18 protein-coding genes are annotated in these 14,598 nt (G+C 67.4%); 7 read left to right on the top strand and 11 right to left on the bottom strand.

The genetic code is table 11. From position 1 onward, the window contains the following. Nucleotides 1-4: 4 nt before the first annotated feature. Together OEJ36_RS18090 and OEJ36_RS18095 are read right to left on the bottom strand one after the other, a co-directional pair. Entirely contained in the window at nucleotides 5-1,189 is a 1,185-nt protein-coding gene (locus OEJ36_RS18090) for an acetate kinase (protein WP_263402689.1), read from the bottom strand. Continuing rightward, nucleotides 1,189-1,488, bottom strand: coding sequence for a DUF3565 domain-containing protein (locus OEJ36_RS18095; RefSeq protein WP_021222298.1), 300 nt, complete (start codon nucleotides 1,486-1,488; stop codon nucleotides 1,189-1,191). Before OEJ36_RS18095 ends, OEJ36_RS18090 begins: the two co-directional genes overlap by 1 nt. Between OEJ36_RS18095 and OEJ36_RS18100 the strand changes: the two genes are divergently transcribed. From OEJ36_RS18100 to OEJ36_RS18120, 5 genes are all read left to right on the top strand, one after another. Beyond that, nucleotides 1,487-1,972 carry a peptidylprolyl isomerase gene (locus OEJ36_RS18100; RefSeq protein ID WP_021222299.1) on the top strand — a complete coding sequence of 162 codons (486 nt, stop codon included), beginning with the start codon at nucleotides 1,487-1,489 and terminating at the stop codon, nucleotides 1,970-1,972. The genes OEJ36_RS18095 and OEJ36_RS18100 overlap by 2 nt on opposite strands. Before the next feature lie 136 nt (nucleotides 1,973-2,108). After that, entirely contained in the window at nucleotides 2,109-2,591 is a 483-nt protein-coding gene (locus OEJ36_RS18105; protein ID WP_021222300.1) for a glutathione peroxidase, read from the top strand. 535 nt (nucleotides 2,592-3,126) lie between these two features. Continuing rightward, nucleotides 3,127-3,717: a TetR/AcrR family transcriptional regulator gene (locus tag OEJ36_RS18110; RefSeq protein ID WP_184487417.1), complete on the top strand. Its 591-nt coding sequence runs from the start codon at nucleotides 3,127-3,129 to the stop codon at nucleotides 3,715-3,717. Nucleotides 3,718-3,772: 55 nt separating this feature from the next. Continuing rightward, entirely contained in the window at nucleotides 3,773-4,882 is a 1,110-nt protein-coding gene (locus OEJ36_RS18115) for an NADH:flavin oxidoreductase (protein ID WP_263402690.1), read from the top strand. A 213-nt stretch (nucleotides 4,883-5,095) separates the two neighbouring features. Beyond that, nucleotides 5,096-6,055, top strand: coding sequence for a DegV family protein (locus OEJ36_RS18120; RefSeq protein ID WP_263402691.1), 960 nt, complete (start codon nucleotides 5,096-5,098; stop codon nucleotides 6,053-6,055). Here the strand turns inward: OEJ36_RS18120 and OEJ36_RS18125 are convergent, their stop codons facing one another. Continuing rightward, on the bottom strand, nucleotides 6,056-7,270 hold the full coding sequence (locus OEJ36_RS18125) for a glycosyltransferase family 4 protein (protein ID WP_263402692.1): 1,215 nt from the start codon (nucleotides 7,268-7,270) through the stop codon (nucleotides 6,056-6,058). A gap of 68 nt (nucleotides 7,271-7,338) precedes the next feature. Further along, nucleotides 7,339-8,088 (bottom strand): sulfate transporter CysZ, encoded by a 750-nt coding sequence (cysZ, locus tag OEJ36_RS18130; RefSeq protein ID WP_263402693.1) that lies wholly within the window; start codon nucleotides 8,086-8,088, stop codon nucleotides 7,339-7,341. Nucleotides 8,089-8,365: 277 nt separating this feature from the next. On the opposite strand from cysZ, the gene trxB reads away from it, so the two are divergent. Next, the gene (gene trxB / locus OEJ36_RS18135) at nucleotides 8,366-9,313 is read left to right on the top strand and encodes a thioredoxin-disulfide reductase (protein ID WP_263402694.1); all 948 of its coding nucleotides are present in this window, start codon (nucleotides 8,366-8,368) and stop codon (nucleotides 9,311-9,313) included. Between the two features lie 116 nt (nucleotides 9,314-9,429). Here trxB and OEJ36_RS18140 read toward each other — a convergent pair whose 3' ends face one another. The 7 genes from OEJ36_RS18140 to OEJ36_RS18170 all read right to left on the bottom strand — a co-directional run bounded on the left by OEJ36_RS18140 (nucleotide 9,430) and on the right by OEJ36_RS18170 (nucleotide 13,303). Continuing rightward, nucleotides 9,430-10,032, bottom strand: a complete 603-nt coding sequence (locus tag OEJ36_RS18140) for a putative glycolipid-binding domain-containing protein (RefSeq protein ID WP_263402695.1) — start codon at nucleotides 10,030-10,032, stop codon at nucleotides 9,430-9,432. A 171-nt stretch (nucleotides 10,033-10,203) separates the two neighbouring features. Then, complete coding sequence (locus OEJ36_RS18145) at nucleotides 10,204-10,542, bottom strand: HopJ type III effector protein (RefSeq protein WP_021217034.1); 339 nt, start codon at nucleotides 10,540-10,542, stop codon at nucleotides 10,204-10,206. Then, nucleotides 10,539-10,832, bottom strand: a complete 294-nt coding sequence (locus OEJ36_RS18150) for a DUF1244 domain-containing protein (protein WP_263402696.1) — start codon at nucleotides 10,830-10,832, stop codon at nucleotides 10,539-10,541. Before OEJ36_RS18150 ends, OEJ36_RS18145 begins: the two co-directional genes overlap by 4 nt. Before the next feature lie 100 nt (nucleotides 10,833-10,932). Then, nucleotides 10,933-11,304: a dihydroneopterin triphosphate 2'-epimerase gene (gene folX, locus OEJ36_RS18155; protein ID WP_031286921.1), complete on the bottom strand. Its 372-nt coding sequence runs from the start codon at nucleotides 11,302-11,304 to the stop codon at nucleotides 10,933-10,935. 2 nt (nucleotides 11,305-11,306) lie between these two features. Beyond that, on the bottom strand, nucleotides 11,307-11,867 hold the full coding sequence (folE, locus tag OEJ36_RS18160; RefSeq protein ID WP_263402697.1) for a GTP cyclohydrolase I FolE: 561 nt from the start codon (nucleotides 11,865-11,867) through the stop codon (nucleotides 11,307-11,309). 22 nt (nucleotides 11,868-11,889) lie between these two features. Beyond that, on the bottom strand, nucleotides 11,890-12,597 hold the full coding sequence (folM, locus tag OEJ36_RS18165; protein WP_263402698.1) for a dihydromonapterin reductase: 708 nt from the start codon (nucleotides 12,595-12,597) through the stop codon (nucleotides 11,890-11,892). Nucleotides 12,598-12,733: 136 nt separating this feature from the next. After that, on the bottom strand, nucleotides 12,734-13,303 hold the full coding sequence (locus OEJ36_RS18170) for an antibiotic biosynthesis monooxygenase (protein ID WP_263402699.1): 570 nt from the start codon (nucleotides 13,301-13,303) through the stop codon (nucleotides 12,734-12,736). A 285-nt stretch (nucleotides 13,304-13,588) separates the two neighbouring features. Here OEJ36_RS18170 and OEJ36_RS18175 point away from each other — a divergent pair, with 285 nt between their 5' ends. Next, nucleotides 13,589-14,539, top strand: a complete 951-nt coding sequence (locus OEJ36_RS18175; RefSeq protein ID WP_263402700.1) for a MerR family transcriptional regulator — start codon at nucleotides 13,589-13,591, stop codon at nucleotides 14,537-14,539. Nucleotides 14,540-14,598 lie beyond the last annotated feature (59 nt).

The raw sequence follows: 14,598 nt of genomic DNA on the forward strand, positions 1-14,598 counted from the left end.
CGCCTTAGTTGAGCAGGGCGAGGGTGTCGAGGGCGATCTGCCGCTCCTCGTTGGTCGGGACCACGAGGATGCGTGTGTGACCGTATTTGTGGATCGGGCCGGCGATGCCGCGGATGCAGCGGGCATTGGCCTCCTTGTCGATGGCCAGGTCGAAGAGCTTCAGGTGCGCCACCGTCTTGCTGCGGATCAGCGGCGAGTTCTCGCCGATGCCGCCGGTGAAGATCAGGCCATCGAGCTGGGGCAGGGCGCAGCTCATGGCAGCCAGGCTCTTGGCCAGGCGGTAGCAGAACACCTCGATGGCTAGGGTGGCACCGGGGTGGCCCTGTTCGCGGGCCTGTTCCAGGGCGCGCATGTCGTTGGACAGGCCGGAGAGCCCCTTGAGGCCGCTCTCGCTGTTGAGCACACGGGTGATCTCTTCCAGGCTCCAGCCCAGGGTGCTGGCCAGGTGGCTGTGCAGGTTGGGGTCGATGTCGCCGCTGCGGGTGCCCATCGCCAGGCCTTCCAGGGGCGTCAGGCCCATGCTGGTGTCGCGGCTCTGGCTGTTGACGATGGCGCAGGTGGAGCAACCGTTGCCCAGGTGCGCCGAGAGCCAGCTGCTGTCGCCGATGGACAGCCCGGCGATCTCCGCAGCACGGTGGCTGACGTAGCGGTGGCTGGTGCCGTGGAAGCCGTAGCGGCGCACGCCGTGGTCGCGGTAGAGGTTTTCCGGTACGGCGTAACGGTAGGCGTGCTCGGGCAGGCTCTGGTGGAAGGAGGTGTCGAACACCGCCACCTGGGGCAACTGCGGGTAGACGCTCATGGCGGCTTCGATGCCCTGCAGCGCTGCCGGGTTGTGCAGCGGGGCGAGGGGGGCGATGGCGCGGATCGCCGCGATCACCTCGTTATCCAGGCGGCGCGCCGAGGTGAAGCGCTCGCCGCCGTGCACCACGCGGTGGCCGATGCCGTGCAACTTGCCGCCGGTGGCCGCTTGCACCAGGGGCAGCAACTGCGAGAGGGCGACGCGGTAATCGCCGTTGGGGATCATCAGGCTGTCCTTGTCGCCGCCGCGCTGCCAGCGCAGTTCGGCGTCGCGGCTGCCCAGGCGCTCGGCGATGCCGAACAGGGGGAACTGCGAATGGGCCTCGCTGACCAGGGCGAACTTGATCGACGAACTGCCACAGTTGATCACCAGAATGTTGCGTGAGGGCATCATTGCTCCTTGGTTGGTTCGGGGTCCGCGCCACGGGCGCACCAGCCGCAGGAAAAGGGCTGTCCACGCCGTGCTTCGCGTTGTGCCGGGTCCAGCACCCAGGCGCGCGACTGCCAGGGCGGCTGGTGGCGCAGGTGCTGGGTATGGCCGCAGGACAAGACTGCCACCCAATGGCCTTCGTCATCCTGGCGGAAGTCAAGTAAGCGTACGATCCGTCCGTCAGCCTTCGGGTCGCAATCGGCCGTCTTGGCAGTTAGACTTGCACGTTCTTCAATCTTCTCCAAAAGGTCTTGCACCATGCTGATTGCCGCCAACAAGGCTGTCTCCATCGACTATACGCTCACCAACGACGCCGGTGAGGTCATCGACAGCTCCGCTGGCGGCGCGCCGCTGGTGTACCTGCACGGTTCCGGCAACATCATCGTCGGCCTGGAAAAGGCCCTCGAAGGCAAGCAGGCCGGTGATGCGATCAAGGTCGCTATCGAACCGGAAGATGCCTACGGCGAATACAGCGCCGAACTGGTTGCCACCCTCAGCCGCGCCATGTTTGAAGGCGTCGATCAGCTGGAAGTGGGCATGCAGTTCCATGCGTCCGGCCCGGACGGCGGCATGCAGATCGTCACCATCCGCGACATCGATGGCGACGACGTGACCGTCGACGGCAACCACCCGCTGGCCGGCCAGCGCCTGAGCTTCGACGTGAAAGTGGTCAACGTGCGTGAAGCCAGCGCCGAAGAGATCGCCCACGGCCATATCCATGGCGAAGGCGGTCACCACCACTGATCGGCGGGCAGCCAGGCGACTTGCGGCAACGCTCGGTCGCCATCGGGCTGCTAAGCTCTGATCAACCGAAAAGGCGCCCACGGGCGCCTTTTTTGTCCCGCTGCGATGTTCCCTTGCGACGATCCAGGAGTTTGTCATGAGTGCATTCCACGACCTCAACCTGCGTGCCCTCGACGGTCAGGAGCTGCCTCTGGCGCCCTACAAGGGGCAGGTGGTTCTGGTGGTCAACGTCGCCTCCAAGTGCGGGCTGACACCGCAATACGCCGGGCTGGAAAAGCTCCACCAGCAGTACCGCGACAAGGGCTTCACCGTGCTCGGCCTGCCGTGCAACCAGTTCGCCGGCCAGGAGCCTGGCAGCGAAGACGAGATCCGCGAGTTCTGCAGCCTCAACTATGGCGTGAGCTTCCCCCTGGGCAGCAAGCTGGAGGTCAACGGCCCCGGCCGTCATCCGCTGTATCGCCTGCTGGCGGGCGAGGGCGCTGAGTTCCCGGGCGACATCACCTGGAACTTCGAGAAATTCCTCGTCGGCCAGGACGGCCGTGTGCTCGCCCGCTTCTCCCCGCGCACCGCCCCGGACGACCCGGCCCTGGTGCTGGCCATCGAGAAGGCGCTGGGCTGAGTCGCTCCTCCCCCTGATGGCGGGACCTGCGTAGGGTGGATGGCGCTTTTTCATCCACCAGGCGGTGCCACCGGGAATTCCTGTGGTGGCAGTCCTGCGGCCTGCTCGGCGACTGAAGTCGCCCCTACATGGGCCGTGGTGGGGATTGTAGGTCGGGTGCAACCCGACAACGCCGCACCCACCCTTCGCGGGTTTCACCCGCCCTACGGCCTGAAGTCGCCCCTACATGAATCGTGATTGGGCGGCGCATTCCGTGGGAGCGAATTCATTCGCGATGGAGCCCCAGTCACTCGCAGCCAGGTGCCGGCGACGGGTCTTTCGCGGCTGAAGCCGCTCCCACAGGGGGCTCGCAGCGGGGCCGAACATCGCTGCGTTGGGCCTCGCTGCGCTCGGCACCAACCTGTGGCGCCCACACCCGCCCTTACCTTCACGACAGGCCATTACCGCCGGGTAAGGCGCGCCTGCTTTCTGACCCAAAATCACCCTGATCAATAGTGCTGTGCCGAGCGAGACGACCGGTCATATGCTCGGCGCCATGAACAGCATCCGACTCGACAAGCGTGACCTGATCCTGGCCAAGGGCACCGGCGTGATGACCCGCGCGGGCTACCACGGTACCGGCGTGCAGGAGATCGTCCAGGCAGCGGGGATTCCCAAGGGGTCCTTCTACCACTACTTCGCCAGCAAGGAAGATTTCGCCCTGCAGGCGCTGGACTATCTCTACTCGCCGCGCCTGGAGCGCTACGCCCAGGCCCTGTCCGATCCGGCGAAGAGCCCGGCCCAGCGCATCCTCGACTACTACGGTGAGCTGGTCAGCCACTTCACCCGCCACGAGAAGCTGGAGTACCACTGCTTCATTGGCAGCCTGAGCTTCGAGATGGCCGAGCTGTCGCCCGCCATCGGTGCCCAGGTGGACGCCATCCTGCAGCGCTCCGCCGACACCCTCCAGGCCTGCCTGGAAGAGGCCCAGCGTGCCGGTGAGCTGCCGGCGGACGAAGACTGCGCCAACCTCGCCAGCTTCATCGCCAATGCCTGGCAGGGCGTGCTCACCCGCCTCAAGGTCGGTGCCGGCGCCCGGCCGCTGTTCGACTTCATGACCCGCCTGCAGCGCCTGCTGCGGGTGTGACCCCTAAAGCCCGTAAACGAGACGACCGGTCATGTGGCCGGATCAGGAGACCCCGATGACCGCTTCCGCAGACGCCCTGTTCGCCCCCTTCCGCCTCGGCGCCCTCGAGCTGCCGACCCGTGTGGTGATGGCGCCCATGACCCGCTCCTTCTCCCCGGGCGGCGTGCCCACCGAGCAGGTGGTCGAGTACTACCGCCGCCGCGCTGCCGCCGGCGTCGGCCTGATCGTCACCGAAGGCACCACCATCGGCCACCAGGCCGCCAACGGTTACCCCCATGTACCGCGCTTCTACGGCGAAGACGCCCTGGCCGGCTGGAAGACCGTGGTCGACGCCGTGCACGCCGAAGGTGGCAAGATCGTCCCGCAGCTGTGGCACGTGGGTAACGTCCGCCGCCTGGGCACCGAGCCGGACGCCAGCGTCCCCGGCTACGGCCCGAGCGAGAAGCTCAAGGACGGCCAGGTGGTGGTCCACGGCATGACCCAGCAGGACATCGACGAGGTCGTCGCCGCCTACGCCCAGGCCGCCCGTGACGCCAAGGCCATCGGCATGGACGGCGTCGAGCTGCACGGCGCCCACGGCTACCTGATCGACCAGTTCTTCTGGGAAGGCACCAACCAGCGCACCGACGGCTACGGCGGCGACCTGGCCCAGCGTTCGCGCTTCGCCATCGAAGTGGTCAAGGCCGTGCGCGAGGCCGTCGGCCCCGACTACCCGATCATCTTCCGCTTCTCCCAGTGGAAGCAGCAGGACTACACCGCCCGTCTGGTGCAGACCGCCGAAGAGCTGGGCGCCTTCCTCAAGCCGCTGTCCGATGCCGGCGTGGACATCTTCCACTGCTCCACCCGCCGCTTCTGGGAGCCGGAGTTCGAAGGCTCCGACCTCAACCTGGCCGGCTGGACCCGCAAGCTCACCGGCAAGCCCACCATCACCGTCGGCAGCGTCGGCCTGGATGGCGAGTTCCTGCAGTTCATGGTCAAGACCGACAAGGTCGCCCAGCCGGCCAACATCGAAGGCCTGCTGGAGCGCCTGAACAATGAGGAATTCGACCTGGTGGCCGTGGGCCGCGCCCTGCTGGTGGACCCGGACTGGGCGACCAAGGTCCGCGAAGGCCGCATGCAGGACATCCTGCCGTTCAGCCGCGACGCCCTGACCAGCCTGGTCTGAGCATTCGTCCCCCGGTGCGTCGGCCCTGTCGGCGCACCCATTTCCAGCCCCGTCTCGTGCGGGGCTTTTTTATGCCCTGGCGCCTGGGTGGCGAAGGAATGATCCGCGCGCCGGTGAAACCCTCAATCGGTTGGGCTGACTTGCGGGCGGGCAAGGCGCAAGGTCGCGAACATCACAACAAGCGCCGGTTCACCGGCCGAAGGAGTAGTCGTCATGCGCACTGGACTGGTAGTGGATGCCACTTGTGACCTGCCTCAGGAATTCCTCGCTGCCCACGGCATCCGTGTGCTGCCGATCCGTATCCACCTGGGGCGCGAGGCCCTGGTGGACCGCCGTGTACCCGAGGCCACCCGGCAGTTCTATGCCGAGCAACTGGCCAAGGTCGGCCCGGAGGACCACAGCGACGCGCTGTCGGTGGCGGAGATGCAGCAGTGGTTTCTCGAAGAGCTGGTGACCGCCTACGACCATGTCATCTGCCTGACCATCTCCAGCCTGCGCAGCCCGATCTTCGAGCACGCCACCCAGGCCTCCTTCAGCCTGCTCCAGCACTACCGCGAACGCCGCGCCGAGGCCGGCCTCAACAGCCCCTTCGCCATGCGCGTGGTGGATGGCCGCAGCATGTTCGCCGGCAGTGCGGTGCTCGCCGCCGAGGCGGCCCGGCTGGTCGCCGGTGGCGCCCACCCGAGCGCGGTACGGGCGCGGCTGGAGCAGCTGTCGGAGAGCGTCTGCACCTTCCTCATCGCCGATGACCTCGGCCACCTGCGCCGCCGTGGTTTCCAGAAGGGCGAGCGCGGCGGCCTGCTCGACCGCATGCGCGGCGCGGCTCTGGGGCTGGGCTCGCTGCTGGATGTGAAACCGGTGATCAGCGTGCAGCAGGGCGAAGACAAGCCAGTGTCCCTGGCGCCCAGCTTCGAGCGTGCGGCGGAGAAGCTGCTGGCCCACGCCACCGCCCAGGTGCTGGCGGGCGAGTTGCTGGCACCGCAGCTGTGCCTGAGCTACGCCGGGGACCTGTCGGTGGTGCGCGACCTGCCGGGCTTCGCCCAGCTGGAATCGGTGTGCGCCCAACGCGAGGTGAACCTGCAGGTGGCGATGCTCAGCCCCACCGGCGCCATCAACCTCGGCAAGGGCGCGCTGAGCCTGGCCTTCGCCGCGGCGGCAAGGCCCTTCGGCTGATCAGCGCTGCAGGCGGTCCAGCCCCGGCGCCACGCGGGGCTCGGGCAGCGCCTGGTGGACGTCGTGCAGGTGCTGCTCGAACTGCTGGATGATCGCCTCCCAGCCCTGGCGGCCCGCATGCTGGCGCGCGTTCAAACGCACCCGGCGCAGGGTCTCGCTGTCTTCCAGCAGCCAGCAGGCGGCATCGCTGAAGGTCACCGGTACGTCCGGCATCGCCAGGGCGCCGTTGTGCCCGTGGCGGATGTGCTGCGCCGCTGCGGCCTGGTCGAAGGCCACCACACCGAGCCCGGAGGCGAGGGCTTCGAGCACCACGTTGCCGAAGGTTTCGGAGAGGCTGGGGAACAGGAACAGGTCGCTGGAGGCGTAGTGCTTCGCCAGCTCCTCACCCCGTTGCAGTCCACAGAACAGCGCCTCGGGCAGTTCCGCCTGGAGCTGTGCGCGTTGCGGCCCGTCGCCCACCAGGATCAGCTTCATGGTCTTCTCTGGATGGGCTTGCTGCAGGGCGTGGAAGGTCGGGCCGAGCAGCCTGAGGTTCTTCTCCGGGGCCAGGCGGCCGACGTGCAGCACGGCGATATCGTTCGGCCCCAGGCCCCAGGATTCCCGCAGCGCCGCGCAGCGTCTGGCGGGGTTGAACAGCTGGCCATCGACCCCGCGGGAAAGCAGGGCCAGGCGCTCGAAGCCACGGCGCTGCAGCTCCTCGCGCTGGCTGGCGCTGGGCACCAGGGTCAGTTGCGAGGCGTTGTGGAACCAACGCAGGTAGTTGGTCATCAGGCGGGTCAGCAGGCCGACGCCGTAGTGCCCGGTGTACTGCTGGAAATTGGTGTGGAAGCCGCTGATCGCCGGGATGCCCAGGCGCCGCGCGGCACGCAGGGCGGAGAGGCCGAGCGGGCCTTCGGTGGCGATGTAGAGCACGTCCGGGCGCTTGCGCTTCCAGCGCGAGATCAGCTTGTGCAGGCTCGACTGGCCCCATTGCAGGCCGGGGTAGCCGGGCAGCGGCCAGCCGCGCACCAGCAGCAGTTCGTCGCTGCTCTTCACGCCCTGGTCGCAGGCCTGGCGCGGGCGCACCAGCTGCAGGCGGTGACCACGGGCGCGCAAGCCGTCGCACAGGCGTGCCAGGGTGTTGGCGACGCCGTTGATCTCCGGCAGGAAGGTTTCGCTGATCAGCGAGATGTTCAGGGGCAGCAGGCTCATGGATGCAGTGTCGAACAGCGCCATGTAGCCAGTGTGAAGTTTGCGTGACGACTGGGTGACAGCCCCGGCGCACGTGGCCGGGGCAGGGTGGTTCAGGCCTGCGGCAGCGCCTTCTCACCGCCTTCGCGCACCCAGAAAAGCGTGGCGCCGGCGACGGCGGCGGGCATCATCACGATGTTGACGAAGGGGATCAGCAGCGCCAGGTACACCGAGCCGCCGAAGCCCAGGCTCTGCCAGCGCTTCTCGCGCAGCCAGGCGAGCATCTCGTTCCAGCCCAGCTTGTGGTTGTCCGCCGGGTAGTCGATGTACTGCACCGCCATCATCCACACGCCGAAGAGGAACCACAGCGGCGTCGCCACCAGGTTCACCCCGGGGATGAAGCTGAGGATCAGCAGACCGATGGCACGGGGCAGGAAGTAGCCCAGCTTGCGCAGCTCGCGGCCGACGGTGCGCGGCACCATGGCGGTGAGTTCGGCCCAGCTGAAGGCGGGGAAATCGTCCTGGCCACGCACCACCACTTCCACCTTCTCGGCGAGGAAGCCGTTGAAGGGCGCGGCGATGATGTTGGCGATCATGGTGAAGCTGAAGAACACCATCAGCAGCACCAGCACCACGAACAGCGGCCAGATCAGGTATTCGAGAAAGCTTGCCCAGCTCGGCAGGCTGGGCATGAAGGCGTCGACCCAACCGCTGAACTGCTGCATGGCGAAGCCGATCAGGGCGATGAACAGCACCAGGTTGAGGGTCAGCGGCAGCAGCACGAACAGGCGCAGGCCGGGGCTGAGGATGAGTTTCAGGCCTTCGCCGAGGTATTGCGGGCCGGACAGGGCGGGGGCGGGCATCGAGGGCTCCAGAGGGTGGACATGGCGCGACCTTACCGGCTTTGCGTGACCGGTAAAAGCGCCTGGGTCGCGCTTCCCATCCTGCGATAGGACGGCCCTATGGTCGGGATAAGGAATACACATTTCCCGGCCCAGGGGGCGCTCGGTAGCCTTGCCAGCAATTTCGGGGCTCCGGCAGTCGCCAGGCCGGCCCCACCGGTTCCCGAGGTCGCTGCATTCCTGAAAGCCTTCCCCAAGTGCCCGCAGTGACCTCCTTTTACTTCACGAGGTGTCAGCCATGTCCGCCACGCGCCATTCCCGGGTCATCATCCTCGGCTCCGGCCCCGCCGGTTACAGCGCCGCCGTCTATGCCGCGCGGGCCAACCTCGAGCCGCTGCTGATCACCGGCATGCAGGCCGGCGGCCAGCTGACCACCACCACCGAAGTCGACAACTGGCCCGGCGACCCCCATGGCCTCACCGGCCCGGCGCTGATGCAGCGCATGCAGGAGCACGCCGAGCGTTTCGAGACCGAGATCGTCTTCGACCACATCAATGCCGTGGACCTGGCCGGCAAGCCCTTCACCCTGCGCGGTGACAGCGGCACCTACACCTGCGACGCGCTGATCATCGCCACCGGCGCCAGCGCCCGTTACCTGGGGCTGCCGTCGGAGGAACGCTTCATGGGCAAGGGCGTGTCCGCCTGCGCCACCTGCGACGGCTTCTTCTACCGCAACCGCGAAGTGGCGGTGGTGGGCGGCGGCAACACCGCCGTGGAAGAGGCGCTGTACCTGGCCAACATCGCCAGCAAGGTGACCCTGGTGCACCGCCGCGAGACCTTCCGCGCCGAGAAGATTCTCCAGGACAAGCTCAAGGCACGCATCGCCGAAGGCCGCATCGTGCTCAAGCTCAACGCCCAGGTGGGTGAAGTGCTGGGCGACGACATGGGCGTGACCGGCGTGCGCCTGCGCAACAACGACGGCAGCGCCGACGAGCTGAAGGTGGACGGCCTGTTCGTCGCCATCGGCCACACGCCCAACACTTCGCTGTTCGAGGGCCAGCTGACCCTGCGCGACGGCTACCTGGTGGTCAACGGCGGCCGTGACGGCAACGCCACCGCCACCAACATCCCCGGCGTGTTCGCCGCCGGCGACGTGGCCGACCACGTGTACCGCCAGGCCATCACCTCGGCCGGTGCCGGCTGCATGGCGGCGCTGGATGTGGAGCGCTACCTCTACGAGGTCTGAGGAATGTGGCTGTCCGGGTGTTGGGCCTCGCTGTGCTTGGCGCCAACCTACGGTTGCACGTCATCCTCGTGAACAAAAAAGCCCCGCTTCGGCGGGGCTTTTTCATGGCGGGGGATTCACACCAGTGTGCTGATGGGCAGTTCGTCCAGGGTCAGGGTGCGTGCGGCGAGACGCAGGAACTGGTCGCTGGCCTTGAGCACCAGGCCATTGCGGTCGAGGGCCAGCTCGGTGCTGTGGCGGCCCTGGGGTTCGCAGCGGTAGAGGGTCTGCTCCCCTTGCTGGCGCAGGCACTGGTAGCGCTGGCCACGGGCCTGCACGGCGAGGCTGGGCAGGTCGATGAAGGCGACCTGAAGCTCTTCGCTCTGCCCGCACTCGAGAGCGCTGCGCTGCAGGATCGGCGTGTGGGTGAAGGGGCTGGCGGAGAGCAGCACCTGCTGGCAGGCGTCGAGGTCGCCGCGCGGCTGGCCGTCCAGGCGCCACTGGCCACGGATGTCACGCTGCAGGCGCAGGCTGCTCTGGCCGTGGTTGTCGACCTTTATCCACAGGCTGCGGAAGCGCCAGCAGGGGTCGTAATCGAGCACGTAGGTGGCGGCGAAACTCTGCCCGCCGGCGCTCAGCATCAGGTGGCTGCTGGCGTGAATGCCGGCGCCATCGACATGCAGGCGCAGGTTTTCGATGCCGGGGTTGGTCCAGGGTTTCCACACGAGGGTCTGTTGCATCCATGCGACTCCGAAACTGCACGGGAAGGGGAAACGCACAACGGGCGTATATGCGTAGGACACCGTCCCTGGTGTTCCCGTTACGTCGCGCAGGATACGTTGTTCCCTTTGTGACGTATGTCAGCTTTTTCTGACAGATGAGCGGCGCGCATGGCGCCGTTCCGACCCGCCTCAGGCCTTGCGCTTGAGCGGTTCGCCGTCGAGGCGCACACCGGCCAGGCCGGTTTCCATCAGGGCGCGGATATTGCCGTGGTCGCTGCCTTCCGGGGTGGCGAGCACCGCGCGGTAATGCTCGCCGAAGGCCAGCAGCGCTTCGTCCAGGCCCAGGCCTTCGAGCAGGACCAGGCCGAGGGTCTTGCAGGAGCCCTCGTTCTGGCCGGCGGCGTTCTCCACCTTGCCGTTGACGAAGGCGGTGGGCTGGTAGTCGTAGCCCTCGGCGATGAAGGCCAGGGTGTCGGCGAAGGCATGCTGGCCGCTACGCAGGCGGGCGCGGAAATCGATCAGGGTCATTCTTTGTTCGCTTTGTTGAAGGCCGCTTGCTGCTCGGCACTGGCTTCTTTCTGGTACTTGGTTTTCCACTCGGCATAGGGCATGCCGTAGACCTCTTCGCGGGCCTGGTCCTGGGTGACCTCGACACCGAGGTCGTCGGCGGCGGCCTTGTACCACTTGGACAGGCAGTTGCGGCAGAAGCCGGCGAGGTTCATCAGGTCGATGTTCTGCACGTCCGGGCGGCTGCGCAGGTGCTGGACCAGTCGGCGGAAGGCGGCGGCTTCGAGTTCGAGGCGTTCTTGCTCGTTCATCGCAGGTTCTCCTGGGCTCGGGGTGGCGGGGCGCCGGGATGATATGAGCGGCTCCCGGCGGCGGCAATGCCCGGCGAGCGGCCGGGCATCACGGGTTCTGTCAGCGGTGGCCGGCGAGGGTGATGGACACCGACTCGGCGAAACGCAGGGCGTGGGGCTTGTCCACTTCCACTTCGGCGTAGCGCACGCTGGGGTTGGCCATGACCAGGTCGAGAATCTCCTGGGTCAGGCGCTCCAGCAGGGCGAAGCGGTTCTCTTCGACGTGGCGGATGATCGCCTTGGTGATGGTGCGGTAGTTCAGCGCGTGCTCGATGTCGTTGCCTTCCACGGCCTCCACGGCGGGGTAGAGGATGGTCAGGTTGATCAGCACGTCCTGCTTGTTGAGGATCTCTTCTTCCTTGATCCCGATGAAGGTGCGCAGGCGCAGGTCCTTGACGCGGATTCGCGCCATTCCGGGCTCCAGTCGCGGCATTGTTACTTGCTCCGTCCAATCAGTTGCAGGAATTCGTGGCGGGTGGTCGAGCTGTCGCGGAAGGCGCCGAGCATCACCGAGGTGAGCATCTGCGAATTCTGCTTCTCCACGCCACGCATCATCATGCACATGTGCTGGGCCTCGATGACCACGGCGACGCCGGCGGCGCCGGTCACGCTCTGGATCGCCTCGGCGATCTGCCGGGTGAGGTTCTCCTGGATCTGCAGGCGCCGCGCGAACATGTCGACGATGCGCGCCACCTTGGACAGCCCCAGCACCTTGCCGGTGGGAATGTACGCCACATGGGCCTTGCCGATGAAGGGCAGCAGGTGGTGCTCGCAGAGGGAATAGAGCTCGATGTCCCGCACGATGACCATCTCGTCGTTGTCGGACGCGAACAGCGCACCGTTGACGATCTCATCCAGCGATTGCTCGTAGCCGTGGCACAGGTAGCGCATGGCCTTGGCAGCGCGCTTGGGGGTGTCCAGCAGGCCTTCGCGCTGCGGGTCTTCGCCCAGGCCGAGAAGGATCTCCCGGTAATGGTGGGGCAGTTGTTCGCTCATCGATCGTGTCCTCGCGGCCGCCTCACTTGAGGTGGCGGCCACCGTTCAGTGTCAGGGTGGTGCCGGTGACGTAGGGGTTGTCCAGCAGGTAGCGCAGGCCCTGGTAGACCACCTCGGCGCCCGGCTCGATGCCCAGCGCGGATTTGGCCAGGGTCTTCTCGCGGTACGCCGCGTCGTCGTTGTCGTTGAACATCACCAGCGCCGGGGCGATGCCGTTGACCTTGATCGCCGGCGCCAGGCGCGCGGCGAAGGACAGGGTCAGGCTTTCCAGCCCGGCCTTGCTGGCGCAGTAGGCCATGTGGCGGGCGCTGCCCTTGCGGGTGACGTCGTCGCTGAAATGCACGATATCGGCCGGGCCCGGCCCCAGCAGTTCGGCGCAGTGCAGGTTGATCAGGTAGGGCGCGAGCATGTGCACGTTGATCATGCGGGCGAAGGCCTGGGTTTCGTCGCCCGGGGTCTCGGCGAGCCATTCCGAGGCGTTGTGCACGATGGCGCGCAGGCGCGGCGCCTTGGCCTTCAGCTCATCGATGAAGGCGAGGATGCCGGCTTCGCTGGAGAAGTCCGCCTGGATCGCCACGGCGCCACGCTCGCGCAACTGCGCCACCCCCTCACGCTCGCTGCGGTAGCTGAAGACCAGCGGGTGGCCGTCGTCCAGCAGGCGCAGGGCGCAATGCAGGCCGACGCGCTGGCCGGCGCCGGTGATCAGGATAGGTGCGTTGGAACCGACCATGGAGGTCTCGCGGCAGGGGAGGGGGAGCGCCCCGCTCGGGGGCTGGATCGGGCCACGTTACCCCAGCCCCCCTGGGCAAACAACCCTGCGCCGGACGTGGGTTTCCGGGTGGAAACCCCGAGGCGCGCAGGGTGCTTCAGCGGGTGTGGGCGGTGTGCTCGGCGCGTTCCACCCGCGACGGGCTGGCGTGCAGCCAGGGGGCGAGCAGGCGGGTGGACAGGGGGATGAACCAGTAGGTCATCAGCGGCGTCAGCGCCAGGGTGCTGAGCAGGATGCGCAGGGTCAGCGGCAGGTCCGCCAGCCAGGGGCCGAAGCACAGGTTGAAGGCCAGCGACACCGGGAAGAACGCCAGCCAGATGGCCACGCTCTGTTTCCAGCGCGGCGGGCGCTTGTCGGCGCTGCCGAACCAGGCGTCGAGGCCCAGGGCGCGGTGCTCCTGGGGCTGCTCGAAGAGGCCGGCGCCACGGGCCAGCCAGGCGCGGCGGGAGGCGGAGTCTTCCCAGGCGGCCATGGTCGGCTCGTCCGCAAAGCGGAAGATCATCTGGAATTCGTCGTCATCGGGCGGCGGGGCCAGTACGCCGGAACCGAGGTAGCCGGGGAAGTCGGCGGCCAGCAGCTCGCCTTCGCGCAGCCAGGACATGAACTCGGTGTAGCGCTCGCGGGGCACGCGGCGCGCCACCATGAGGGTGACGGGATCGGCAGACATCGTGTATCTCCACTAGCCGGGGCGCCCGGCCGGGTAGGCGGGGCGCGAAACGCAGCCCGGGGTGTTGGGCTGCGTATTTACAGAGGCAAGGATTATTCCGGTTTCGCGGAAAAGTGCCAGAGCCGCATGTGATCGCGGCGTGCAGGCAGACGGCCGGTCGCCTGCCGGCGGGTTCCGATGCCGAGCCGCACCGGGGTGGTGCAAGGCGCCCAACGAGCGTGCAGTCGAGCGCTCCCGCCAGGCTGGGTTAGACTTTGCTCCATCGTCCATCTTCGACAGTCCACCATGACCGAAACCGCCGTCGCCTCCCAGGCCGTCATCGCCATGCAGCAGGAAGAGTTGTTCCCGATCCGCGAGGTTTCCCGGCTCACCGGCGTCAACCCGGTGACCCTGCGTGCCTGGGAACGACGCTATGGCCTGATCCAGCCGACCCGCACCGACAGCGGCCATCGCCTCTATTCCTTCGCCGACATCGAGGCGGTGCGCAGCATCCTCGCCTGGATCGATCGCGGCGTGGCGGTTAGCAAGGTGGGCAAGATCCTCGCCCGCAGCGCCCAGGCCAAGGCCCCCGTGGCACCGGCCTACCAGGGCGTGGCGACGACGGAGTGGGTCGAGCTGCAGGTGCAGTTGCGCCGGGCCCTGGCGGCCTTCGACGAAGACGCCATGGAGCGCCTCTACGGCCAGGTGTTCTCCACCTACCCGTTGCCGGTGGTGTTCCAGGATGTGCTGATGCCGGTGTGGCGCGACCTGCTGCTGCGCCACGACGAGTACGGCGTCGCCAGTGAATGGGCCTTCCTCGATTCCTTCATGCGGGCGCGGGCATTGCAGCGCCTGCAACTGGCGCGCAATCGCGCGGACGACCGCGTGCTGCTGGCGCCCATCCCCGGCGAATGCCGTGAGCTGGAACTGCTGGTGGCGGGCTTGCTGATGGGCAGCGAGCAGGTGGCGGTCAGCGTGCTGGGCCATGGCCAGCCGTTGCAGGAGCTGGCGCTGGTCTGCGAGAAGATGCGGCCCCAGGCGCTGGTGCTGTTCTCCAACCACCCGCCGCAGGACGACGCCGCCACCCGCCTGTCGCGCCTCGCCCTGACCCTGGACTGCCCCCTGGCCCTGGCCGGCGAAGCGGCGGACCTGCTGGTCGACAGCCTCGACGGCTCGGCGGTGGCCTGCCTGGGCAGCGACGGCCGCTCGATGCAGCGCCGCCTGGCGCAGTTCCTCGCGGGGCACCTGGATACTTGACACGGCCGATGCCCGGGGATTTTTGTACCTTTACCTGTACAAATCGATTTTCTGTACAA

Origin of the sequence: Pseudomonas sp. PDM13 (assembly GCF_025685765.1) — a bacterium.
Taxonomy (GTDB): Bacteria; Pseudomonadota; Gammaproteobacteria; order Pseudomonadales; family Pseudomonadaceae; genus Metapseudomonas; species Metapseudomonas solani.